20 protein-coding genes are annotated in these 20,272 nt (G+C 66.1%); 8 read left to right on the top strand and 12 right to left on the bottom strand.

Features of this window, described 5'->3' with window-relative positions; all coding sequences use genetic code 11:
• Positions 1-20 precede the first annotated feature (20 nt).
• Positions 21-317, bottom strand: a complete 297-nt coding sequence (locus K3U96_RS21530) for a Clp protease/crotonase-like domain-containing protein (protein ID WP_220691023.1) — start codon at positions 315-317, stop codon at positions 21-23.
• A gap of 94 nt (positions 318-411) precedes the next feature.
• Between K3U96_RS21530 and K3U96_RS21525 the strand changes: the two genes are divergently transcribed.
• The 3 genes from K3U96_RS21525 to K3U96_RS21515 all read left to right on the top strand — a co-directional run bounded on the left by K3U96_RS21525 (position 412) and on the right by K3U96_RS21515 (position 3,500).
• Complete coding sequence (locus K3U96_RS21525; protein WP_220691022.1) at positions 412-1,023, top strand: TetR/AcrR family transcriptional regulator; 612 nt, start codon at positions 412-414, stop codon at positions 1,021-1,023.
• Positions 1,024-1,119: 96 nt separating this feature from the next.
• Positions 1,120-3,165: a phenylacetic acid degradation bifunctional protein PaaZ gene (gene paaZ, locus K3U96_RS21520; RefSeq protein ID WP_220691021.1), complete on the top strand. Its 2,046-nt coding sequence runs from the start codon at positions 1,120-1,122 to the stop codon at positions 3,163-3,165.
• Positions 3,162-3,500, top strand: coding sequence for an EthD family reductase (locus K3U96_RS21515; protein ID WP_220691020.1), 339 nt, complete (start codon positions 3,162-3,164; stop codon positions 3,498-3,500). The genes paaZ and K3U96_RS21515 overlap by 4 nt, the downstream gene beginning before the upstream one ends.
• A gap of 243 nt (positions 3,501-3,743) precedes the next feature.
• Here K3U96_RS21515 and K3U96_RS21510 read toward each other — a convergent pair whose 3' ends face one another.
• Positions 3,744-4,094, bottom strand: a complete 351-nt coding sequence (locus K3U96_RS21510) for a winged helix-turn-helix transcriptional regulator (protein WP_069403297.1) — start codon at positions 4,092-4,094, stop codon at positions 3,744-3,746.
• A 71-nt stretch (positions 4,095-4,165) separates the two neighbouring features.
• Here K3U96_RS21510 and K3U96_RS21505 point away from each other — a divergent pair, with 71 nt between their 5' ends.
• The 3 genes from K3U96_RS21505 to rplL all read left to right on the top strand — a co-directional run bounded on the left by K3U96_RS21505 (position 4,166) and on the right by rplL (position 5,895).
• Positions 4,166-4,609, top strand: a complete 444-nt coding sequence (locus K3U96_RS21505) for an anthrone oxygenase family protein (RefSeq protein WP_220691019.1) — start codon at positions 4,166-4,168, stop codon at positions 4,607-4,609.
• A 285-nt stretch (positions 4,610-4,894) separates the two neighbouring features.
• Complete coding sequence (rplJ, locus tag K3U96_RS21500; protein WP_069403298.1) at positions 4,895-5,422, top strand: 50S ribosomal protein L10; 528 nt, start codon at positions 4,895-4,897, stop codon at positions 5,420-5,422.
• An 80-nt stretch (positions 5,423-5,502) separates the two neighbouring features.
• A complete protein-coding gene (rplL, locus tag K3U96_RS21495) occupies positions 5,503-5,895 on the top strand; it encodes a 50S ribosomal protein L7/L12 (RefSeq protein WP_069403299.1) in 393 nt (130 codons plus the stop codon).
• A gap of 28 nt (positions 5,896-5,923) precedes the next feature.
• Here the strand turns inward: rplL and K3U96_RS21490 are convergent, their stop codons facing one another.
• From K3U96_RS21490 to K3U96_RS21455, 8 genes are read right to left on the bottom strand one after another with little or no spacing between them, the layout of a single operon-like run.
• The gene (locus tag K3U96_RS21490) at positions 5,924-7,201 is read right to left on the bottom strand and encodes an MlaD family protein (RefSeq protein ID WP_220691018.1); all 1,278 of its coding nucleotides are present in this window, start codon (positions 7,199-7,201) and stop codon (positions 5,924-5,926) included.
• A complete protein-coding gene (locus tag K3U96_RS21485) occupies positions 7,201-8,295 on the bottom strand; it encodes an MlaD family protein (protein ID WP_220691017.1) in 1,095 nt (364 codons plus the stop codon). Before K3U96_RS21485 ends, K3U96_RS21490 begins: the two co-directional genes overlap by 1 nt.
• Positions 8,292-9,395: an MCE family protein gene (locus tag K3U96_RS21480; protein WP_220691016.1), complete on the bottom strand. Its 1,104-nt coding sequence runs from the start codon at positions 9,393-9,395 to the stop codon at positions 8,292-8,294. The genes K3U96_RS21485 and K3U96_RS21480 overlap by 4 nt, the downstream gene beginning before the upstream one ends.
• A complete protein-coding gene (locus tag K3U96_RS21475) occupies positions 9,392-10,441 on the bottom strand; it encodes an MCE family protein (protein WP_372515013.1) in 1,050 nt (349 codons plus the stop codon). The genes K3U96_RS21480 and K3U96_RS21475 overlap by 4 nt, the downstream gene beginning before the upstream one ends.
• Positions 10,423-11,475: an MCE family protein gene (locus tag K3U96_RS21470; protein WP_220691015.1), complete on the bottom strand. Its 1,053-nt coding sequence runs from the start codon at positions 11,473-11,475 to the stop codon at positions 10,423-10,425. Before K3U96_RS21470 ends, K3U96_RS21475 begins: the two co-directional genes overlap by 19 nt.
• Positions 11,472-12,839, bottom strand: coding sequence for an MlaD family protein (locus K3U96_RS21465; protein ID WP_220691014.1), 1,368 nt, complete (start codon positions 12,837-12,839; stop codon positions 11,472-11,474). The genes K3U96_RS21470 and K3U96_RS21465 overlap by 4 nt, the downstream gene beginning before the upstream one ends.
• A 2-nt stretch (positions 12,840-12,841) precedes the next feature.
• Entirely contained in the window at positions 12,842-13,699 is an 858-nt protein-coding gene (locus K3U96_RS21460) for an MlaE family ABC transporter permease (protein WP_069403305.1), read from the bottom strand.
• Positions 13,700-13,708: 9 nt separating this feature from the next.
• The gene (locus tag K3U96_RS21455; protein WP_069403328.1) at positions 13,709-14,518 is read right to left on the bottom strand and encodes an MlaE family ABC transporter permease; all 810 of its coding nucleotides are present in this window, start codon (positions 14,516-14,518) and stop codon (positions 13,709-13,711) included.
• Between the two features lie 624 nt (positions 14,519-15,142).
• On the opposite strand from K3U96_RS21455, the gene K3U96_RS21450 reads away from it, so the two are divergent.
• A complete protein-coding gene (locus K3U96_RS21450; protein WP_069403306.1) occupies positions 15,143-16,222 on the top strand; it encodes an ABC transporter ATP-binding protein in 1,080 nt (359 codons plus the stop codon).
• A gap of 43 nt (positions 16,223-16,265) precedes the next feature.
• On the opposite strand, the gene K3U96_RS21445 is transcribed toward K3U96_RS21450, so the two are convergent.
• Together K3U96_RS21445 and K3U96_RS21440 are read right to left on the bottom strand one after the other, a co-directional pair.
• Complete coding sequence (locus tag K3U96_RS21445; RefSeq protein WP_220691013.1) at positions 16,266-18,053, bottom strand: acyl-CoA dehydrogenase; 1,788 nt, start codon at positions 18,051-18,053, stop codon at positions 16,266-16,268.
• 237 nt (positions 18,054-18,290) lie between these two features.
• Positions 18,291-18,956 (bottom strand): FadR/GntR family transcriptional regulator, encoded by a 666-nt coding sequence (locus K3U96_RS21440; protein ID WP_220693627.1) that lies wholly within the window; start codon positions 18,954-18,956, stop codon positions 18,291-18,293.
• A 102-nt stretch (positions 18,957-19,058) separates the two neighbouring features.
• Between K3U96_RS21440 and K3U96_RS21435 the strand changes: the two genes are divergently transcribed.
• Complete coding sequence (locus K3U96_RS21435; protein WP_230982546.1) at positions 19,059-20,258, top strand: CynX/NimT family MFS transporter; 1,200 nt, start codon at positions 19,059-19,061, stop codon at positions 20,256-20,258.
• Positions 20,259-20,272 lie beyond the last annotated feature (14 nt).

Here is a 20,272-nt window from a genome sequence, read left to right as displayed (position 1 = left end):
CGCCGACATCTGCACCTGTTTCAGACAGCACGGCCACCACCGAGCGGGTAACCGCTGATGCCGGCGAGCGCAGCTACAAGGCGCCGCTCGCGGATATCGACCCCGGCCGAGCAATGCTCACCTCCACCGGTCAGCAGCAACATCCTCGGCGCAGCCTCGAATTGTGCGCGGATGGCGTCTGGTTCGGTGATCAACTCCGCGCTTATCGCATTGCGATGGGTGGGCAGGTTCAGCTTCACCACGACGTGGTCGGCATGCTGCTCGACCCGCAATGCCGTTGACGAATCCACCGCGCCGCCTCGCTCCCAGATGTCCATGCCAACCTGGATTATTAACCGAACATTCGGTCAGTTGCAAGAGCTATCGCCGTTCGTGTGCGAAGAACTGCCGTGGATAGGCGAAGATGGAGCCATGACGACGGCACGCGCGGCCAATCGGTCTGGGCGGCCGGGCCGGCCAGGCTACGACCTCGACTCGCTGCTGGCCGTCGCGGTGAAGATCTTCAATGAAAAGGGCTACGACGGCACCAGCATGGAGGTGCTCGCCGACCGCCTTGGCATTACCAAGTCGGCCATCTACTACCACGTTTCCAGCAAGGCGGAACTGCTCGATCTGGCGCTGTCGCGGGCGCTCAATGCGTTGTTCGCCGTCACCACAGAGGAACGGGCGACAACGGGGCCCCACATCGATCGGCTTGAACACCTCGTGCGGCGTAGCGTCGAGATCCTGTCTGCGGAATTGCCATATGTCACCTTGCTCGTTCGGATACGCGGCAACAACGAGGTCGAACGCCGGGCGCTGGCGCGCAGGCGTGAGTTCGATGCCTTCGTCGGCGGGTTGGCCCAGGCGGCCGCGGAGGAGGGTGACCTCAAGCCCGGAATCGATCCGGCGCTGACCGCCAAGCTGCTCTTCGGCATGGTCAACTCGATTGTCGAGTGGTACCGACCCCGCAGCAGGGACTCGATCGACGATCTGGCCGAGGCCGTCGTCAGCCTCGTCTTCACCGGCCTGCGCCCGTCCTGACGGTCCGCCGCGTCGACGGCGGGGAAGTCACCCTTGACATGGCAGAGGGCTCAGGCGACAGTAATTACTGACCGAACGTACGGTAAAGGAGAACATGTGAGCAGGCTGCTGGAAAGCTACGTGTGCGGCGGTTGGCACACGGCCCCGGATTCGGGCAAACCGCTTCTGAGCGCGGTCGACAGCCACGAAGTCGCCCGGATTTCGTCGAATGGTCTCGACTTGAGCGCGGTGACCGACTATGCGCGGGCAGTCGGCGCACCAGCGTTGGCGCAGATGACGTTTCACGACAGAGCGGCAGCTTTGAAGGCCCTCGGGGTGGCGTTGACGGCCGGCAAAGACGAGTTCTATGAGTTGTCCGCGGCCACCGGCGCAACGCGTCGTGACTCCGCGATCGACATCGACGGGGGAGTCGCAACGCTTTTCAGCTATGCCAGCAAGACCCGCCGCGAGCTGCCCAACGACACCCTCTACCTCGACGGAGACGTCGAGCCGCTTGGCAAGAAGGGCACGTTCTGCGGCCAGCACATCTACACGTCCCGGCGTGGTATCGCCTTGCAGATCAACGCATTCAACTTCCCGGTGTGGGGCTTCCTGGAGAAGCTGGCCCCGGCGTTCATCGCGGGTGTGCCGTCGATCGTCAAGCCCGCTACCGTGACCGCCTATCTCACGGAGCTGGTTTTTCGTCGCATCATCGAAGCCGGCGTGCTGCCGGAGGGCTCGGTGCAGCTGCTGTGTGGCAGCGCCCGCGGTGTGCTGGATCACCTGTCGGGACTGGACTCCGTGGCGTTCACAGGTTCGGCCGACACCGCAGCCGAACTTCGGTCGCACCCTCGCGTGGTGGCAGAAGCGCTGCGCTTCAACGCCGAGGCCGATTCGCTCAACGCCTCGATCCTCGGGCCGGACGTTTCGCCAGACGACGTCGAATTCGACCTGTTCGTCGACCAGCTCGTTACTGAGATGACGGTGAAAGCCGGTCAGAAGTGCACAGCTATCCGACGCGCCTTCGTGCCGCAAGGACTCGCCGATGCGGTGACCGAGGCGACCGCTGAGCGGCTTGCCGGTGTTGTCGTCGGGGCGCCGACCACTGCTGGGGTGACCATGGGGCCGCTTGCCGGCCTCGAGCAACGCGACGAAGTGCTGAAATCGCTGCGCGCGCTGACGAAGAACGCGCGGATCGTGTACGGGCAGGCCGAAGCCGTGGATGTGGTGGGAGCCGACGCTTCGCGCGGGGCATTTATGTCGCCGATGCTATTGCGCTGTGACGACCACGGAGCGACAGAGCCCCACGAGGTCGAGGCGTTCGGTCCCGTCAGCACCGTGATGACGTATCGGGACAGCGCGGACGTCGTGGAACTGGTGGCGCGGGGGAAAGGCAGCCTCGTCGCATCTGTCGTCACCGCCGATAGGGCAGTTGCTCGGGAACTGGTGCTGGGTCTGGCGCCCTACCACGGCCGGGTCCTGGTCCTTGACCGAGACGATGCGCGTGAGTCCACCGGGCACGGATCTCCGTTGCCGGTTTTGGTTCACGGGGGTCCGGGACGTGCGGGTGGGGGTGAAGAACTTGGCGGAGTTCGCGCAGTGCTGCACCACATGCAACGCACCGCAGTCCAAGCGACACCGGACGTGCTCACCGCCGTCGGGCGGCGGTGGGTGACCGGTTCGGGCCGGGTGACAGACGATGTGCATCCCTTCCGAAAGAACTTGGCCGAGCTAGCGCTTGGCGACACGATCGTCGGTGGGCCACGGCGCGTCACCGAGGCAGACATCAGCCAGTTCGCCGACTTCACCGGCGACACCTTCTATGCGCACACCGACGCAAAAGCCGCAGCCGCAAACCCGCTGTTCGGGGGGATCGTCGCGCATGGTTACCTTGTGGTTTCGCTGGCTGCGGGACTTTTCGTAGACCCAGCGCCAGGGCCTGTCCTGGCCAACTTCGGTGTCGACAGCCTGCGATTTCTCACGCCTGTCAAGGGCGGCGACGAGCTGACTGTGACGCTGACGGCCAAACAGATCACCCCGCGAGCGAACGCCGACTATGGCGAAGTGCGGTGGGATGCGACGGTGACCAACCAGGCGGACCAGCCCGTGGCCACCTATGACGTCCTCACGCTGGTGGCCAAGCCCGGGGGGACAGAAGAGTGACGTCGCAGATCGTCGTGTGCTATGGAACACCCACTGCGCCACAGGTATTCGACGAGCATTACCGTACTAAGCACATACCGCTGGTCGGCCGGATCCCGGGACTCTCGGGCTTCACGTGGGGCAAGTGTCAGTCGCTCGCGAGCGGCGAGCCGCCCTATTATGCCGTCGCTCATCTGAATTTCGACACCAACGAGGCGTTACAGCAGGCCTTGGTATCGCCCCAGATGCAAGACGCCGCACGCGATGTCCGTGAGTTCGCCGATGGCGCGGTCACGATGTATATCTGCCATACCGAATCGGTGGATCCCGGCGGCGCGCTGCAACCGAGTCGATGACCGTCGTCGATTTCTCACAGTTCCGGTTGTCGCGAAGGCTTGCCGCCGATTGGCGGTCGCCTGCAGCAGCGATAACGAACCGATGTTGACGACCCGCCGATATTCGCTATGGACGCCCCACACGCAACGGCGAGATTCGCACTGCGACCGCCGTTGAATGCGTCCGGGCGCAGCGCAATCTACGACGTGACTGTCACCGATGAAGCGGGAAATGTCGTGGCCGAGTTCCAGGGGACAGCTACGTCAGCGAACATCCATCACCGCTTTGACCGGCCGGGTCATGTGCTTGCGACCCCAGTCGCACAAACTCTGCAGCACCGGCGCCAGCGTCTGCCCGTACTCCGAGATCGAGTAGTGCACACACGGCGGCACCGTCTGGGCGTCGTGGCGGTCGAGGATGCCGTCGTCGACGAGCTCACGAAGGTGGCGGATGAGCATGCGCTCGGTGATGCCCGGGATGCTGCGCCGCAACTGCGCGGTGCGCATCGGCCCGTCCTGCAGTCGCCACAGGATGGTGCCTTTCCAGCGGCCGTCGATCACCGACAACGCAGTGTCGATCGGGCATTCGTTGAGTCCCTTCTTCGACACCGCCATCACGCCTCCGCATGCTGCCAAATTTGTCAGTACCTTGTTTTATGACAGCATAAGCTGCGATGGTCGAGGGCATGGACGCAATCGTGGGATCTCTTGCCCTGGTGATCACCGGCCCGCTGGTCGGTGTCGAGTTCGCGGTCGCGGCGTTCACCAACCCGGTGTTCGCGCGGTTGCCCGACGACGGGTTTGCGCTGGCCCGGAGCGACGGCAGCCGGGTGCTGGGCAAGGTGATGCCGTTCTGGTACATCGCCAGCCTGGTGCTGCTGATCGCGGCCGCCATCGTCACCTGGGAGAACTGGTTCGTCATCGCCGCGGCGGTGGTGATGGTCGCCGTCGTGCTGATGACAGTGACGCTAATGGTGCCTATCAACAACCGGATCGGCACCTGGTCGGCGGCGGGCGATGTGTCGCGCGACGACGCCCTGCGGTGGGACCGGATGCACTGGTCGCGGGTGTTGCTGCTGGTCGTGCTCTACGTGCTGCTGGTCCTCGGTGCGGTGGCTTCGGCGCGCTGACGGACGCTGGCGGGCTGTGAGCGCGCCGAAATCGCAATTTTGGCTGATCGGCGGGGGCAGGCTATTCTGAACCGGTTCCACCGAAGACCGTCGGTCACCGATGAGCTTGCGCGAAGAGCAGGTAGCAAGCTGAATCGGTTGAAGGTCCGGGATTACCCGGCGGCCCACGCAGGAGGACGAGGCTAACGCTGTATTTGTGCGCCCCGACCTGTCTGCGTCGGGGCGTTCGTCATTCTCGGGGCGGTTGAGGCGGGACGTCGAAATACCAACCACGAGGAGGCATGCATGGCCACGGAGGACAAGGCCGCCGCGATTGCCGACATCGTCGAGCGTTTCAACTCGTCGACGGCCACGGTCGTCACCGAGTTCCGCGGGCTTTCGGTCGCCAACCTGGCCGAGCTGCGGCGGTCGCTCGGTGATTCCGCCAGCTATCGGATCGCCAAGAACACGCTGGTCAAGCGTGCCGCGGCGGAGGCTGGCATCGAGGGTCTCGACGAGCTGTTCGTCGGTCCCACCGCGATTGCGTTCGTCAAGGGCGAGGCAGTCGACGCTGCCAAGGCGATCAAGAAGTTCGCCAAGGATCACAAGGCCCTCGTCATCAAGGGCGGCTACATGGACGGCCGCCCGCTCAGCGTCGCCGAGGTCGAGCAGATCGCCGACCTGGAGTCGCGCGAGGTGCTGCTGGCCAAGATGGCCGGGGCGATGAAGGCCAACCTGTCCAAGGCTGCGGGTCTGTTCAACGCTCCGGCGTCGCAGGTCGCTCGACTGGCCGCAGCCCTGCAGGAGAAGAAGGCCGGCGAAGAAGCCGCTTAACCACCCAACTTGGGGAGCCGCAACCGCGCTGACCGCGGCCAGGACTCCACAAATCGCAACAAAATTAGGAAGGACCCATCATGGCCAAGCTGTCCACCGACGAGCTGCTCGACGCGTTCAAGGAACTGACGCTGCTGGAGCTCTCTGAGTTCGTCAAGAAGTTCGAGGAGACCTTCGAGGTCACCGCCGCCGCTCCGGTCGCCGTCGCGGCCGCCGGCCCCGCCGCCGGTGGTGCGCCCGCCGAGGCCGCCGAGGAGCAGTCGGAGTTCGACGTCATCCTCGAGGGTGCCGGCGAGAAGAAGATCGGCGTCATCAAGGTCGTCCGCGAGATCGTCTCCGGCCTGGGCCTCAAGGAGGCCAAGGACCTCGTCGACAGCGCTCCCAAGCCGCTGCTCGAGAAGGTCGACAAGGCGGCCGCCGACGAAGCCAAGGCCAAGCTCGAGGCCGCGGGCGCATCGGTCACCGTCAAGTAGTTTCAGCGTCACGAACCGCCCGGGATCATCACGATCCCGGGCGGTCGGCGTTTTCGCCGGGAACCGCCATCGGTAGCGGTGGCCCGCCGTACGGGGTCGGTATCGTCCACCTCCCGCGGGGGGTGGGATCGGTGGTCGCGTTCAGATCCGCGCCCGGCGGCGGGCCGGCCGTATCGTCGCCGGCCGGCCGCGGCGCGTTGCGGGCACCGCGGATGAGCACCGACGGGTCGGGGTCGTTGCAGTAGGTATACCGCCGCGGCTCGGGGTAATCCGCGGCCGACGGTGGCTGGCGCGGCACCTGGTAATCGCACGCGTAGCGCGGGTACATATCGCCGATTCCCCAGACCGCGCCGTCGTGAAAGACCGTCAGCAGGTTCTCCAGCACCGAACCGCGCACGGCGGGGTCGGGGAACAACGCGTTCAACGCAGGCACCCGCACATACGACAGTTCGGCGACGGTGGCCAGGTTGCCCAGCAGCCGCACCATGGTCTCGGAGTTGTCGGCGAAAAGGTTGTCGATGCCCTCAAGGTTGTCGGGGGCGCGCGCGACCAGGGTGCGAAATCCGCTGTCCATCCGGGCCATCCCGGCGAACAGCGAGCCCAGGCTCTGCCCGGTCGCGGCCAGCCCCGGGTCGACGTCGACCATCGTGTCGAAAACCACCCGGCTGGTGGACAGCAGGCTCACCGTCTCCGGGAGCACCCCGTCCAACGCGGAAATGAGAAACGTTCCACCGTCGAGGATGTCGGCCAGCTTCTCGGGGCCCTTCACGCTGACGCCGAGTTCGCGGCGGATGACCGCCAGCTTCTCCGGATCCACCTGTGCCAGTGCGCCGTTCGCGTTGGCCAGCGCCTGGGCCAACGTCACCGGCACTGACGTGCGGTCCGGGTCGACCACGCTGCCGTCGGTCAGATACGGGCCGCGGTCGGTGGCCGGCCGAAAGTCGAGGTACTGCTCACCGGCCGCGGACAACCCCGACACTCGCACCGTGCTGTCGACCGGGATGTTCGTCCGCGCGTCGATCGAGGCGACTGCGGTCACCCCGCCGTCGGCCAGCACAACCGATTTGACCCGTCCGACCGGCACACCGCGCACGGTGACGTCCTGCTGCGGCAGCAGCCCACCCGATTCGGTCAGCGGAACCCGCACCTCGATGGTGGAGCGGGCCGGGTTGATCCGCAGCGCACCGAACGTCAGGTAGGCGACGCTGACGACGAAGATCACGGCAAGCGACCACCCCGACAGCGCAAACCGGTTGCGGCGCACCGTCTCCAACGTCGACAACCATGCCTCGAGTGCCCGGTCCATCACGGTCCCTGCCCGACGACGCGTTCCTGCAACCGGAACAGGGTGTACTTCAGGCTGCCGACCATGAAGTGCCAGTCCGCCCGTTTGGGACCGTGGAACTGCGGGTCCCCCAGATAGCCGATGTCCGGCCAGTTGCCGAGGGCCAGCTTCGCCAGCGTGCCTCTGCCGGCGATCGCGGTACCCGACGTCGCCTTGACCATGGGCGGCAGCATGCGGCTCATCGCGAGCATGCTGGTGTCCGGGCTGACCACCACATCGTTGGCAGCCCGTGAGAGCGCGTTGATATCGGCCACCATGCTGCGGGTGTCAGTGCCCTGAAGCGACGGGAACCTCGACAGCTGTCGCGACATGGCGCCGGTCGTATCGAGGAGGTCGATCAGCTCGCGGGTGTCGACCGCACCGATGGCCGGTGACGACGCGGCGAGCAGATCGTTGATGCTGTCCTGTCGGCTGTTGACCGTGTCGACCAGCGTCGCGGTGTTGTCGAGCGCGGTCCGGATCTGCTCAGTGCGGCCGCTGAGCGTCTCGGCGAGCTGGTTGGATTGGCGCATAAGGTCGCGGAAGGCGTCGCCGTTGTCGCCTGCGGCACTTCCCACACCGTTGGCCAACTTGGTCAGGTTGCGCACGACGCCACCGTTGACCAGCACGGCCGCCGAGCTCAGCACGGCTTCGACCGTCGCCGCGGACCCAGTGGACCCCAGCCCGAGGTTGTCGCCGTCGGCGAGCAGTGCCTGCCCCGGTGTCGCTGGCGGCTTCACCGCCACGTAGACGTCGCCGAGCGGGGTGGCGGTGCGCAGTTCGGCCGTCGAACCGAAGGGCAGCTGCACCCCATTTCGGATCTGCATGGTGACCACGGCGGTGTAGTCCTCGGACTTCATCGACACGACCTGACCGATGTCGGCACCGCCGAGGCGGACCTTGGCCTTCAACGGCAGGTTGAGCGCGTTGGCGAACGTCGCGGTCAACGTGTAGGACTCCGAGCCCACCGAGGGCGCCGGCAGCGGAATGCTGTCCAGACTCGGCGCGGCGCAACCGCTGAGCACCAGAACGGCACTGACGCCCAGGACAACCCAACGACGCAAGCGCAGGCTCATCGCTGACCCATCCGTGCCATGGAATCGAGCATGTAGGTCAACCCGAAGTCCGGTCCATAGTCCTGCAATGTGCCGGTGCTGCAACCGAGTTGGCGCAGACCCATGAGATTGCAGACCTCTTTGGTCATCTGGCTGTCGAACATCATCTTGTCGACCAGGGCATGGGCGCGTAAAGACCCGTTGTTCACATCGATCGCGTTGTAGACGTTTTCCAGCAACAACGGCAGCAGGTCGAACGTCTCGGCGAGTTCACGGTTGTGGTCGTTGGTCGCCGTCAGCAGGACATCGCCGTTGGTGACGGCCTGGTTGATCGTGTCTCTGTTCTCCTCCAGCAGATCGGCGGCGGCCTCGAGCACCTCGTTGGTGCGTCGGCCGGTGGTGCCCGAACCGAAGTTCTCGGCGGCCAGCACCGCGCTGGTGGCACGCACCAGCGAACCGAACTCGCGGATCGTCGCGTCGTTGTCCGACGCCGCCTTGGCCAACGCGCTCAGGCTGGTGACGATCGTGGTGAGGTCGTCTTTGGTCTGGGCTCCGTCGGAGGTCATCCGCAATGCCTTCGACAGCTGATCGAGCGCGCCCTTGATGTCGTTCCCTTTACCCGCAACGGTTTCGGCACCGACGTTCACCAGATCCGCCAGCGGCCCGCCGCCGTGACCGTCGCCGTTCATGGCCGCCATGAGCCTGTCGATGGTGGCCAGCACGCGGTCGAAGCCGACCGGTGTACGGGTCCGGTCGAGTGGAATCACGTCGTGGTCCTCGAGCACTGGCCCGCCGGTGTAGGCCGGGGACAGCGCGACCCGGCGGTCGGTGAGGATCGAACTCGAGATCGTCGCGGCCATCACATCGGCGGGTACCTGGATGTCCTCGTCGATGCTCAGCACCACCTCGACGTAGGAGCCCTTGGCCGTGACACTTTGCACCGTGCCGACCTGCATGCCGAGCACCTCGACGGCGTTGCCCGGGTACAGGCCGGAGGCCTCGTCGAACTGAGCCGAGACGGTGATGGGGCGCGACGCGATGCCCGATTTGGCCGCGGTGAGGTAGCCGATGGCTGTCACCGCGAGCACCCCTACCACGCATGCGAGGACGAGCTTTTTCATGCGCAGTCCTTGAAGTACTCGACCAGGTTGAACTGGGTGGCGCGGCCGCTGATCGCGCACATCCAGTCGTCGATGAGGATTCCGTTCGCCGGAAAGATATCGAGGGCCGGTGCCGTGCCGCTGGCGTTGGTGAGATTGCGGATCGGAATCGGCAAGGTCTGCAGGGTGTTTCGGAACAGGTCATCGTGCTCGGCGGCCATCGCGCTGAGCTCCAGCAGGTCGTCCACCAGCTTCTGGGCCGCGGGCCGGTCGGCGACCACGGCCTTGCTCAGCAGGTTGACCAGCTGGGTCAGCGACGACATCAGCTGCCGAAAGGACTGTTGCCGGGATATGATCTCCGCCAACAGGTCCCTGCCCTGAAAGACCAGCTGGCCCAGGTTGGCCTGCTGGCGGCGCAGGGTGTCGGTCAGCGTCGCGCTCGCCTGCAGCAGCGTGCCGATCTGGTCGCGGCGTGCCGCAATGATCCCCGACAGGCGCTGCAGGTTCGTCATGGCCTGTGGCAACGCCTCGGGCAGCCCGTCGAGTTGCTCGGAGAGCACGGTCAGCGCGGACGCGAGCCGGCCGGTGTCCACCTGTTCGAACGTCGACGTCGAGTCCGCCAGCAACGACTGCAGGTCGTAGGGCACCTCGGTGTATGTCAGTCGGATCAGCTTGTCCTGCAGCGGTTCTTCGCCGCGGGGTCGCAGCTCGACGTAACGCGATCCCAGCAGCGTGGTCAGCTTGATCGCGGCCCGGGTCTGCGCGCCCAACCTGACGTCGTCACGCACCCGCAGCGCGACGACAACGCGGTCACCGGCCAACGCGACCGACTTGACCTCGCCAACGCTGATGCCCGCGACGCTGACGTTGTCTCCGACGCGCAGCTGTGCGGCTTGGGCGAATTCCGCGTGGTAGCTGGTGTATCCGAAGCCTGCGGTGCGCGCGATCAGCAGGGCGGCGACCACAACGGCGGCCATCACGAGCGCGACCAGCCCGATCCAGAACGGGGGGTAGGACTCCAGCCGCGGGATGCGTGTCGACTTCGGTGTCATGGGGTGGGCCTGCATTTCTGCGAGTTCTTCACAACGTTGCCCGGGGAGGCCAGTTCAACGATCTTGGGCACCAGTTCGGTGAGGCCGGGGAAGAAGCCCATCAGGTTCACGCTGCAGCCGTAGGCGTTTCCGTACGCGCCGTCGCCTGATACCCGCGCCAACCCCTTGAGCACCAGCGGTGTGTTCGAGCCGAGGAAGGCCAACTGGTCGGGCATTCCGGCGAGGTGCTGGACGAATCCGGGTTCGCGGTGCAGCAGTTCGGACATCTGCGGGTAGACCGCATCCCCGATCGCGGCGATCCGGGCGGCGGTGCGATTCAACGATCCGGCCGACGCGGTGAGGTGCTCGCGTCGGCTATTGAGTTCGGACACCATCGCGTGTGCCGTGGTGATCACACCGCCGAGGTTGGCGTCCTGGGCGGCGAGGTCGCCCACAATGGTGTCGAGGTTGTCGATCACGTCACCGAGGATCTCGTCGGGGCCCGCGAAAGTGGCGGTGAGCTCGGCGGTTTGGGCGACGAACTGGGCGACGTCGACCGAATCACCTTGGAACGCGTCGATCATGGCGTTGGTCAACCGGTCCACCTGCGTCGGATCGAGCAACGTGAACAGCGGCTCGAAGCCGTTGAGCAGCGCACCGACGTCGAAGGAGGGTTCGGTGCGCTCCAACGGGATCTGGCTGCCCGCAGGCAGCGGCTGGGCCGGGGCGCTACTGCGGTCGCGGGACAGTCCGAGATACCGCTGGCCGACGATGTTCTGGTACATCACCGACGCGACGGTGTCGGGGTAGATCGACTGCTCGCTGTCGATCTGGAAGGTGACCTGCGCGACGTCCGCGACCAGGGTGACCGCATCGACGCGGCCCACGCGCACGCCGGCGACACGGACGTCGTCGCCGCCGCCCAACCCGGTCACGTCGGTGAACAACGCCGAATAGCTGTCGGTCGGACCGTCCGGGTCGCGGCGCAGGGTGCCGTAGACGAGCACGGTCAGCACCATTGCCACCACCATGAAGGTGGAAAAGCCGATCAACGCGCTGCGGAACTTCATCGGCCACCCGCGTCGCTGGGGGCAGGGCTGACCGTGACGGCCGTGCCGCGGGCAACCGGGCCGAGCAGGACCTGCTGGGCGCTGTTCACGTCCTCGCCGAGGATCGTTGAAAGTTGTTCGCGTTCACCGTCGCTGCCGACGGGTCCGACGTTTCCGCCGTAGGACGCCGGTGCGGTGAACTCTGCGGGCAGCGGCGTGCCGGGCGGTGGGGCTAGGTCGGGCGGTGGCTCGTAGCTCTCGGGCAACAGCACCTGCGGGATGTCGAACTTCTGCGGCGTCTCGGGTGCGGTGTGGCAACTGGGTCCCTCGAGGGGGCCGTAGCGCGGGCAGTCAGCGCGGACATAGGTCCGCAGCGGGGTGAACGACAGGATGAAGTTGCCGCTGAACATCTGGTGTTCGTCGTCCCAGGCATCCGTCATGGCCTTCTCCGAAAGGCGGGTGAGCCGGGTGGCCATGGGCAAGAACTTGTCGTGGTTCATGGCCAGTACGCCGACGACCGGTTCCAGGTGGGTGGTGATTCCGATGAGCTGGTCGGCGTGGTTGTCGAACGCGGTGGCCGCGGTGGCCGAAGTGTTCAGCCCGGCAGACAGCAGGCTCTGCAGCTCCGCTTGCTTTTCGGCGATCGTGCGCATCGGCACCACTGCGTTGTCCATGGAGTCGACGAGCCCCGGGACAGTGGCGGACAACGTTTCAGCCATCTCGCTGAGCGCTGAAACCGTCGACGGCTCATCGGAGTTCGTGGCGATCAACCGGTTCAGCTCGGTGAGGATGCGCTGTATCCGGGCGCCCGAAATCAACAGCGTGTCGCCGCGGTGATCGGTGGCTTCGGCGAGCAGGTTGATCATTCCGACCGGCGGATCGGTGCCGTCGCGCTGGGTCGCGGCCAGGATCTGGCGCACCCGGTCGATGGTGGTCTGGAAGAGCACGGTGGGCAGCTGGGTGTCTTCGGTGATGACGGCGCCGTTGTGCAGCGGGGGCGCGTCGCCGTTGTCGACCAGCTGGACTGAGGAGACGGCGAAGACGTTGCTGGGCACCACACGTGCGGTGACGGTTTCCGGAATACCCTGGGCCGCCTCAGGGGTGAGGTTGATCGTGACGATGTTGGGCCGGCCGTAGAGCGCGGGCTGCACGCTTTTGACCGCACCGACCAGCACGCCGCGGAATTTGACGTCGGCGCGCTCGGGTAAGCCGTCGCCCACGTTGACCAGTTCGGCGGTCACCCGGATATGGCGATCCAGATGGCCCTGCGACTTGGCCAACAGCACACCGGTGATCAACGTCGCAGCGACCAGCACGACGACACCGCCGATCAGCAGTTGGCGGTCAGACCAGCCGCGGCCGTTGGGTTCGATCGAGTTGCCCATGCTCAACCACCGAACCTCGCGCCGGAGGCGGCGCCCCACAGCGCCATGGTGAGCAGCATGTTCACGATGACCACGGTGGTGATGGCTGCGCGCATGGCGTGCCCGGCGGCGACGCCGACGCCCTCAGGGCCGCCGGCGGCGAAGTAGCCGAAGTAGCACTGGATCGTCGAGGCCAGCCAGACGAACACCACCGCCTTGAGCACCGAGTAGATGATGTCGGTACCGCTGAGCATCAGCGAAAAGTAGTGCAGGTAGGCCCCCGTCGAGCCGCCGCCCGACAGGCTCACCACCACCTGGGCGGTCAGGTATCCCAGGCACAGGCACATGACGTACAGCGGCACCACCGCCACCGCCGACGCCAGCATCCGGGTGGAGACCAGGAAGGGGATGGGCCGAATGGCAAGCGCCTCGAGGGCGTCGATTTCCTCGTTGATGCGCATCGCGCCGAGCTGGGCGGTGAACCGACATCCCGACTGCATGGCGAACGCCAGCGCGGCCATCATCGGGATGAGCTCGCGCGTGGAGACCAGCGAGGACACAAAACCGGTTGCCGGCCCCATTCCCAACATGCCGAGCATGTTGTAGGCCTCGATGCCGATCATCGCTCCCGCGCTGATGCCGAGCACCGCCGCGACGCCCGCCGTCCCGCCGCCCGCGACGATCGCACCGTTACCCCAGGTGACATCGGAGAGCAGCCGAAGAAATTCGGCTCGGTAGTGCCGCAACACCATGGGGATCGACGCGAGCGCCTCGATGAAGAACGACAGGATGTGGCCGAGCCGTCGCACCGTCCGCGCGACGGCGCTGCCGGTGGCCACCAGCGGGCGGGTGCCGGGAATCCGATAGGTCGAGGGCGTCATGAGATCGGATCACAGCCCATGCTGCGGCACCATCAGCACGTAAACCTGGCTGATCACCACGTTCAGCAGCATCAGCACCAGAATCGACTCCACTACCGCGGCGTTGACCGAATTCGCCACCCCGGCAGGCCCGCCCTTGGTGCGAAGACCCTTGTCGCAGGCGACCACCGCGACGATCAAGCCGAACAGGACCGCCTTGAACAAGGCGAGCACCAGGTCACCGACGGTCGCGAACGCCGAGAACGTGCTCACGAAACTTCCGGGTGCCCCGTGCTGGAAGTAGACGTTGAACAGGTAGCTGGCGAAAAAGCCCACGAAGCACGTGGTGCCGGTGAGCCCGACGGCGACCAACATCGCCGCGGCAGCACGCGGGACGACCAGGCGCCGGATCACCGACACGCCCATGACCTTCAACGCGTCGACCTCCTCGCGCATGGTGCGCGACCCGAGATCGGCGGTGATCGCCGAGCCGACGGCGGAGGCCATCATGACCGCGGCCACCAGCGAGGCGCCCTGCCGCACAATCGCCAGCCCGCTGGCGGCGCCGGCCAGCGAGGTCGCCCCCACCTGGCCCGCCATCAGCGCGAACTGCACGGACAACGTCACCCCGATCGGGACCGCGACCAGCAATGTCGGCACGACAGCGCTGCCCGCCATGAACGCGCCCTGCCGGACGAACTCCTTCCAGGCAAAGCGGCCGGTGACGATATCGAGTACGAGAAACTGCAGGCAGCGCACCCCGAGGATGACCTGGTTGCCGGTGGTCTCGATGGCGGCGACCGGATGAGCGCGCGCGTAGCCGCGCAATGTTCTGGCCACGAGGGCGCGCGACGTTCCGTCCGGCCGGCCCTGGCGGTCGGACACGCGCTCGCGGGGCGGCTCACATACGGACTGATGCGACAACGATGCGTCTCCCCCTGTCGGCTCCGACCTGCCGCGGCACCGACCGGACCACCTTGTGCGGTGTCCAGCCCGTCAATATGTGATCTGGTTCACTCTCCGGGGCGACTGTGGTCCACCGCACCGCGGATAGTAGTCGAGCTTTGCAATCCGTACCGAGCATTCAAGTGCTCCAGCCTTCGGGCCGGCCCAGCAAGATCAACCGGGTTATGGGATCGGCGGTCCGAACGTCGAATCCACTCGAGCACCCGGCCCGCCGGGCAGGGGATCCGCACCGGCTTGGCAATTTGCCACCCGCCGTGGCGCGCCAGTAAATCGACATCGTCACGCAGGTACAGCAAATGAGTGCGTGATGTTTCCAGGGCGGTGCAATCCCACATCTGCATTGGGTCGCGATCCGGCTGACATGCGAAGAGTCCCGATTTTGGGAGTTGATGACATCGGACCCGGCGCAACCGCAGTGTCCGGAACTGGCGTACGCTACAGTGACTCAAACCACAGGTGGGACACGTGTGGTGCGATAATTTGGCGGAAGGATCTCGCGTGGGCATTGGCATTCAGGTCGAAGGGCTGACCAAGTCCTTCGGGCCCCAGCGAATTTGGGAAGACGTCACGCTGGAAATTCCGCCGGGTGAGGTCAGCGTGCTACTGGGCCCCTCGGGTACCGGTAAATCGGTCTTTCTCAAGTCGCTGATCGGGCTGTTGCGCCCCGAGCGCGGCAAGATCATCGTCGACGGCACCGACGTCATTCAGTGCACCGCCAAGGAGCTCTACGAGATCCGCACCCTGTTCGGCGTGATGTTCCAGGACGGCGCGCTGTTCGGCTCGATGAGCATCTACGACAACACCGCTTTCCCCTTGCGTGAGCACACCAAGAAAAAGGAAAGCGAGATCCGCAACATCGTCATGGAGAAGCTCGAGTTGGTCGGTCTGGCCGGCGACGAGAACAAGTTCCCTGGCGAGATCTCCGGCGGTATGCGCAAGCGTGCCGGGCTGGCCCGCTCGCTGGTGCTCGACCCGCAGATCATCCTCTGCGACGAGCCCGACTCCGGTCTGGACCCCGTCCGTACGGCCTACCTGTCACAGCTGCTGATCGACATCAACGCCCAGATCGACTGCACGATCCTCATCGTCACGCACAACATCAACATCGCCCGCACCGTGCCCGACAACATGGGCATGCTCTTCCGCAAGCACCTGGTGATGTTCGGACCCCGCGAAGTCCTGCTGACCAGCGACGAGCCCGTGGTCAAGCAGTTCCTCAACGGCCGCCGGATCGGTCCGATCGGGATGTCGGAGGAGAAGGACGAGTCGACGATGGCCGAGGAGCAGGCCATGTTCGACGCCGGCCACCACGACGGCGGTGTCGAGGAGATCGAAGGCGTTCCGCCGCAGATCCAGGCCACACCGGGCATGCCCGAGCGCCAGGCCGTGGCACGCCGGCAGGCCCGGGTGCGCGAGATCCTGCACACCCTGCCGCCGGCCGCGCAGGCCGCGATCCGCGACGACCTCGAGGGCACCCACCACCACGTGGGCAGCGAGTTCGCCGACGTCGAGACCTCCCGGCACCGAACTGTCGACGATGACGCCCCGACGGGCGCCATCCCCACCGCCGAACGGTAACCACGCCACGCTCGAGGCGGGCGCGGAATTCGCCGCAGTTGCCTTAGAACGCTTCTTCGCGAAGGTTCATCACGGCGAGGTCGATGCCCTCGCTGATCCGTCGTTCGGCGGCGAGTCGGGGTAGCACGTTCTTGGCGAACGCAATTGCTGCGGAGACCTTTCCGCGATAGAAGGCGCGGTCACCGTCTGCCGGATCACCGTCGAGAGCGATCAACGCAATCTCGGCCTGCCGCAACAGCAGCCAGCCGACCAGCAGGTCTCCGAAGGCCAACAGGAACGGCACCGAGCGTAACCCGACGCGATAAAGTTCCTGTGGTTCATCGGGTGACTTCGCGTAATAGGCCGTCATCGTGGTGACCATGGCCCGCACGTCGGCGAGCGCGTTGGTGAGCATCTGCCGTCCCTGGGCGAGTTCGGGCCGGGCGTGTGGATCGTCGAGGAATTCGTCGATCTGTTTGGTGAGGTGACCGAGGGCCCTGCCCTCGTCGCGGACGATCTTGCGGTAGAACAGATCCTGCGCCTGAATCGCGGTGGTGCCCTCGTACAGGGAGTCGATCTTGGCGTCACGGATGTACTGTTCGATCGGATGATCCTGCAGATACCCTGCGACGCCGAGGATCTGGAGCGACTCAGACAGACACTCGAAAGAACGCTCTGACCCCATTCCCTTCACGACTGGCAGCAACAGATCGTTGATCCGTCGTGCCATGCTGGCGTCTGCGTCGGACACCCCCGGGCCCGCCGCCGCGTCCTGGTGCGCGGCGGTGTAGAGGTACAGCGCGCGCATGCCCTCTGTATAGGCCTTCTGCATGATCAGTGACCGCCGGGTCTCGGCGTCACCGAGACCCGGCGAGTTGGCCTTTGCGTAGTCCAAGGCATTCAAGTAACCCGTCGACAATGTTGCGATTGCCTTGGCGCCCACTGCCATTCGGGCGAATTCTATGACCTTGAACATCTGCGCGATGCCGTTGTGCACGTCGCCGACCAGCCAACCCACCGCCGGCGTGCCGTGCTGGCCAAACGTCAGCTCGCAGGTGGCCGACGCAGTCAGACCCATCTTGTGCTCGACCCCGGTGACGAACACCCCGTTCCTCGCACCGGGCGCCGCGGACTCGAGATCGGGTAGGTACTTAGGCACGAGGAAAAGGCTGAGGCCCTTGGTGCCGGGCACGGCCCCGACCGGACGCGCCAGCACCAGATGGGCGATGTTTTCGAACATGTCGTCACAGTCACCGGAGGTGATGAACCGCTTGACGCCGTCGATATGCCAGGTGCCGTCGGGCTGCGGGATGGCTTTGGTGCGGCCGGAGCCGACGTCTGAGCCGGCATCGGGTTCGGTGAGCACCATCGTCGCGGCCCAATTGCGCTCCATCCCCAGCTTCGCCCAATGACGTTGCTGCTCATTGCCTTCGCCGTAGAGGACCGCCAATAGCGGCGGGCCGTTCAAGTAGAAGAATGCGGTGGGCTGAGCACCCATGAGCAGCTCGTTGACGGCCCACCGCACGGTCGCGGGCGCGCGGATGCCGCCGATGGCCTCCGGCAGCCCCAAGCGCAACCAAGGCCCCCGTTGCCACACCCGTACCGCCTCCTTGAACGACGTCGGAAGCGAGACGGAATGGGTCGCGGGGTCGAACGTCGGAGGGTTCCGGTCACCGTAGGCGAATGCCTCAGCCAGCGGCCCCTCCGCCTCGCGGGCGGCGTCGCGCAGCGCGGCGCGGACGTCGGCGGCCGTCAAATCACCGAACCCGCCGCGGTCCAAGGTGTTCTCGATATCGAGCGCCTCGAAGAGGTTGAACTCCAAGTCCCGCACGTTGCTCTTGTAGTGGCCCACGAACAGCTCCTTTCACGTGCGGCCGCGCCCGGGCGCGGACCCCTGATCTGCGAGGGCTTTGCACGAGGTGCTCTTGTGCCGGTTGGTCGATGGAGCCTCGGATAGTTGGCGGTCGAACAGCAGTCAGTCGCACTCAGTGTGACGTGAACTCGTCGATTGCGTTCTGGTGCCGCGTAGTTCTATGTCCTTCGTCGTACGGTTTTACGCTTTTGGTCATATGGAACCCAACGCGCCACCTCACGTCCGGTCGAGCAGTTCGTCGAGGAAGCCGGCGGCTTCGCGGCCGGCACGGTCGACGTCCCGGGCGGCGATCGCCTCCACCAACCCGCCGTGGTCGATCTCCTGGAAGTGCCGACGTTCCTCGCTCGTGGTGGCGACGCTGGCCATGATCACCTCGGTGATTCCCCGGTACAGCTCGGTCAGCACGGTGTTGTGTGAGCTGCGGACCACCGCGAAATGCAGTTCGGTGTCCGCGCGGACGAACTCTTCGTACTTGTTCTGCTGCTGAAAGGCGTTGCGGCGCTGAAGCAGCGACCACAACTCGGTGAGGTCCTCGTCGGTGCGGGCGGCAGCGGCCAGGCGCGCACCCTCGACCTCGAGGCAGCGCCGCACCTGCAGCACCTCGCGCAGCTGCGAACCGCACAGCCGCCGCAGCGCACCGGACACCTCGGTCGTCGCCCGGACATAGGTGCCGTCGCCCTGCCGGACCTCCAGGATTCCGCTGTGCGCCAGCGCCCGGATTGCCTCACGCAGCGTGTTGCGGCCGACGCCGAGGGCATCCACCAGTTCGGGCTCGGTGGGAATCTTGCTGCCGACCGGCCATTCCCCGGATGCGACAGAGCCGTGAAGCTGCTCGATCACCTGATCGACCAGTCCGGTGCGGCGGGCGGTGACCAACGGCACACGAATCTCCATTCATCCAATCATGGGATGTATGGGATCGTAGCTTGGGTGGCCTGTGAAACCCGACCCGACACCGTCGACGAGTTCGAGAACGATCTCGCGCTGACCGTCGACGACGCGGTAGAGGTGCGGCCCGGGGTGTTGGCGGCCGGCGGGGCGTTGCTCACCGTCGCGGTCGTCCTCACGGCGCTCAACCTGCGCCCGGCCATCACCAGCGTGGGGCCGCTGCTCGGCGAGATGCGCGGTTCCCTCGGCGCGTCGGCCGTCTGGGCCGGGGTACTGACCACCCTGCCCGGGCTGTGTTTCGCCGGCGCCGGGCTGGCCGCACCGTGGCTGGCGCGGCGCCTCGGGCTGGGCCGGGCGATCTCGGTGGGCCTCGTCGTGCTCACGATCGGTCTCATGGCGCGGGTGTTGGACGGTCCGTCGGTGATGATCGGCGGCACCTTGGTGGCCGCGGCGGGTATCGCGCTGATCAACGTGCTGATCCCCGTCGTCATCAAGGGTTCGTTCCCGCTGCACGTCGGGCTGATGACCGGCATCTACACCGCCGCGTTGCAGGGCGGCGGCGCGCTGGGCTCAGCGCTCACCCCACCGCTCGACGACGTCTTCGGCGGCTGGCGGTCGGCGTTGGGTGGCTGGGCGCTGCTGGCCGTGCTGGCGTTGGCGGCGTGGCTGGTGGCCTCGCGCGGCATCGCGCACGTCCCGGCTCAGCACGCGACGACGTCGACCCGGGGCCGTTCGCTGTTGCGCAATCGGCTGGCGTGGACGGTGACTGCGTTCTTCGGCTCCCAGGCGTTCCTGGCCTACATCGTGATGGGTTGGCTGCCTGAGGTTTTCATCGACAACGGGGTCAGCCAGGGCAACGCCGGGCTGCTGCTCGGGCTGATCTCGCTGATCGCGGTCCCGATCAGCGTGTTCGTCTCCCCCTTGGCCGCCCGCAGCGCCAACCAGAGCGGATGGATCGTCGGCCTTGGCGTGGTGGGCATCGCCGGGGTGATCGGCCTGTTGATCGACCCAGGCTTCGCGCCGCTGCTGTGGAGCGTGCTGATCGGTCTGGGCATGAGCGTGTTCTCGTTGGCGCTCACGGTGATAGCGCTGCGGGCCCGCGGCCCCGAAGACACCGCGCAGCTGTCCGGCATGGCGCAGGGATTCGGCTACCTGTTGGCGGGTCTGGGGCCGTTCCTGTTCGGGGTTCTGCACGACGCGACCGGCGGCTGGACGGTGCCGTGGGCCATGGTGCTTGGTGTCTACGTGGTGCAGATGGTGATGGGGGCATTCGCCGGCCGCAACCGCTACGTGTAACTGCGCGGCACCCG

The organism is Mycolicibacterium holsaticum DSM 44478 = JCM 12374, from assembly GCF_019645835.1.
GTDB lineage: Bacteria > Actinomycetota > Actinomycetes > Mycobacteriales > Mycobacteriaceae > Mycobacterium > Mycobacterium holsaticum.
This window is presented reverse-complemented; position numbering and strand designations above follow the sequence as displayed.

Bases quoted from the DNA above. Each gene is read 5' to 3' on its own strand.
- K3U96_RS21530 (WP_220691023.1), bottom strand. From the start codon at position 317: ATGGACATCTGGGAGCGAGGCGGCGCGGTGGATTCGTCAACGGCATTG.
- K3U96_RS21525 (WP_220691022.1), top strand. From the start codon at position 412: ATGACGACGGCACGCGCGGCCAATCGGTCTGGGCGGCCGGGCCGGCCA.
- K3U96_RS21510 (WP_069403297.1), bottom strand. From the start codon at position 4,094: ATGGCGGTGTCGAAGAAGGGACTCAACGAATGCCCGATCGACACTGCG.
- K3U96_RS21505 (WP_220691019.1), top strand. From the start codon at position 4,166: ATGGACGCAATCGTGGGATCTCTTGCCCTGGTGATCACCGGCCCGCTG.
- rplJ (WP_069403298.1), top strand. From the start codon at position 4,895: ATGGCCACGGAGGACAAGGCCGCCGCGATTGCCGACATCGTCGAGCGT.
- rplL (WP_069403299.1), top strand. From the start codon at position 5,503: ATGGCCAAGCTGTCCACCGACGAGCTGCTCGACGCGTTCAAGGAACTG.
- K3U96_RS21490 (WP_220691018.1), bottom strand. From the start codon at position 7,201: ATGGACCGGGCACTCGAGGCATGGTTGTCGACGTTGGAGACGGTGCGC.
- K3U96_RS21485 (WP_220691017.1), bottom strand. From the start codon at position 8,295: ATGAGCCTGCGCTTGCGTCGTTGGGTTGTCCTGGGCGTCAGTGCCGTT.
- K3U96_RS21480 (WP_220691016.1), bottom strand. From the start codon at position 9,395: ATGAAAAAGCTCGTCCTCGCATGCGTGGTAGGGGTGCTCGCGGTGACA.
- K3U96_RS21475 (WP_372515013.1), bottom strand. From the start codon at position 10,441: ATGCAGGCCCACCCCATGACACCGAAGTCGACACGCATCCCGCGGCTG.
- K3U96_RS21470 (WP_220691015.1), bottom strand. From the start codon at position 11,475: ATGAAGTTCCGCAGCGCGTTGATCGGCTTTTCCACCTTCATGGTGGTG.
- K3U96_RS21465 (WP_220691014.1), bottom strand. From the start codon at position 12,839: ATGGGCAACTCGATCGAACCCAACGGCCGCGGCTGGTCTGACCGCCAA.
- K3U96_RS21460 (WP_069403305.1), bottom strand. From the start codon at position 13,699: ATGACGCCCTCGACCTATCGGATTCCCGGCACCCGCCCGCTGGTGGCC.